4 protein-coding genes are annotated in these 1,372 nt (G+C 47.4%); all 4 read right to left on the bottom strand.

The features are described from left to right. Nucleotides 1-401: 401 nt before the first annotated feature. On the bottom strand, nucleotides 402-659 hold the full coding sequence (locus tag BMX44_RS16370; protein WP_090635007.1) for an acyl carrier protein: 258 nt from the start codon (nucleotides 657-659) through the stop codon (nucleotides 402-404). Continuing rightward, nucleotides 656-856, bottom strand: coding sequence for a hypothetical protein (locus BMX44_RS16365; protein ID WP_090635005.1), 201 nt, complete (start codon nucleotides 854-856; stop codon nucleotides 656-658). The genes BMX44_RS16370 and BMX44_RS16365 overlap by 4 nt, the downstream gene beginning before the upstream one ends. 11 nt (nucleotides 857-867) lie before the next feature. Next, a complete protein-coding gene (locus BMX44_RS16360) occupies nucleotides 868-1,140 on the bottom strand; it encodes a hypothetical protein (RefSeq protein WP_090635003.1) in 273 nt (90 codons plus the stop codon). Next, nucleotides 1,133-1,372, bottom strand: a 240-nt coding sequence (locus tag BMX44_RS17050) for a hypothetical protein (protein WP_425433723.1), incomplete at its 5' end; no start/stop codon positions are given. The genes BMX44_RS17050 and BMX44_RS16360, both read right to left, overlap by 8 nt.

Raw genomic sequence — 1,372 nt, 5'->3', positions numbered from 1 at the left:
CATTCAGACCGACTTATCAAATGGCCATATCCTATAGTTGCGCCTTTTACCCATTGAGTAATGTTTTCTCCGGTTTGATCGTCATACGGCTTTGACCGGAACGTCTCAATCGACTTCAGGAATTCAATACCTTTCTCGCTCAGTCTCATGTTAATTTTCTCCGCCTCAATTGTGGTTTAAATTATTAACAAGCATCTTAGATTCTGGCTCGTACTCGAATCCTTTGCGACACTCACGGCAGCGCCACAATGCCGGGTTACACAAACCATCTATTAGCTGCACTTGATTGGTTCCGCAGTTCGGGCATGGGCTCGCATGTCGGCATAAATGCTCTCTGCGACGCGCCAAAGCTAACGCTCCGGCAATAATTGTTTCTGCCTCCATATACCACATCCTTTTATTCACGCAGCCTTTGCCTGGCGCTTCAAATCAACCTCGTTTCTCACAACATCCAACAGATCCCGAACCGTAACAACCTTTTCAGCATCCGCATCCTCAATCCTGATATCGAGCCCGCTTTCCAGCGCGATGATGATCTCCAGATACTTGAGTGAATCAGCGCCCAGGTCATCACCAATGCGTGATTCCATTCTGATTGATCGGCGATCTACGCCAAGTTTCTCACTCAGAATGCCTTTTACAACCTTGTTTGCACTCATTGCGTCCAGTCACTAAGAAAGTATCCTAAATGCCCAAAACTATAAATGCCTTCACCATTCATTTTATCCATGCAGTCATGGCACAACGCGGCATCTGTGCCGTCCTCTTCCTCCACTTCATTGTAATGCAGCTCCTGCAGATCAATTTCTGCCCCGCAATCAGCGCAGATCATTTCAATGTTTATTTTGGTTGCCATGGTTCCCCCAATTAATGCCTGGTCTGACCGCCATCGGTCATCGCTATAGCCCTGTCGATCAAGTCTATAAAATCCTGCGTGCAGTACATGGCTTTTTCGATACCACTGCTGACTACGTACCCAACAACGAGGTTGCTTTCAGGATCATGGAAAGCCTGATCCAATGACATTTTGTGTATATCCGCTGCCGCCGCCTCAACAATATTCAACTCGCACGGCAGAATAGTTGAGATATACACCCTGATTCCGACTTCACCAGCACCTGCTACCTTTTCATTAAACATCCGAAAATTCCTCATCAGCCTTGGCCATGGCTTCATCCACAGCCGAAGTGTTAGTCCCGCGACCGGCACCATCGGCCACAATGTATTCGTTTGCGTCCTCAAGAAACGGGAATGTCATAGGATCTATAATGTCCGGCGAAGGTATGCCCTCTTCACGCATTTTTTCTTTTTTCATCATGACGTATTTCAAACCGCCCGCTTCGGCGAAGTGATACGGCAATCTCGATCCCTG

Origin of the sequence: Nitrosomonas marina (assembly GCF_900110145.1) — a bacterium.
In the GTDB taxonomy this organism is placed as follows: Bacteria; Pseudomonadota; Gammaproteobacteria; order Burkholderiales; family Nitrosomonadaceae; genus Nitrosomonas; species Nitrosomonas marina.
The sequence above is the reverse complement of the archived record's forward strand: the minus strand, read 5'-3'. Positions and strand labels throughout refer to the sequence as shown.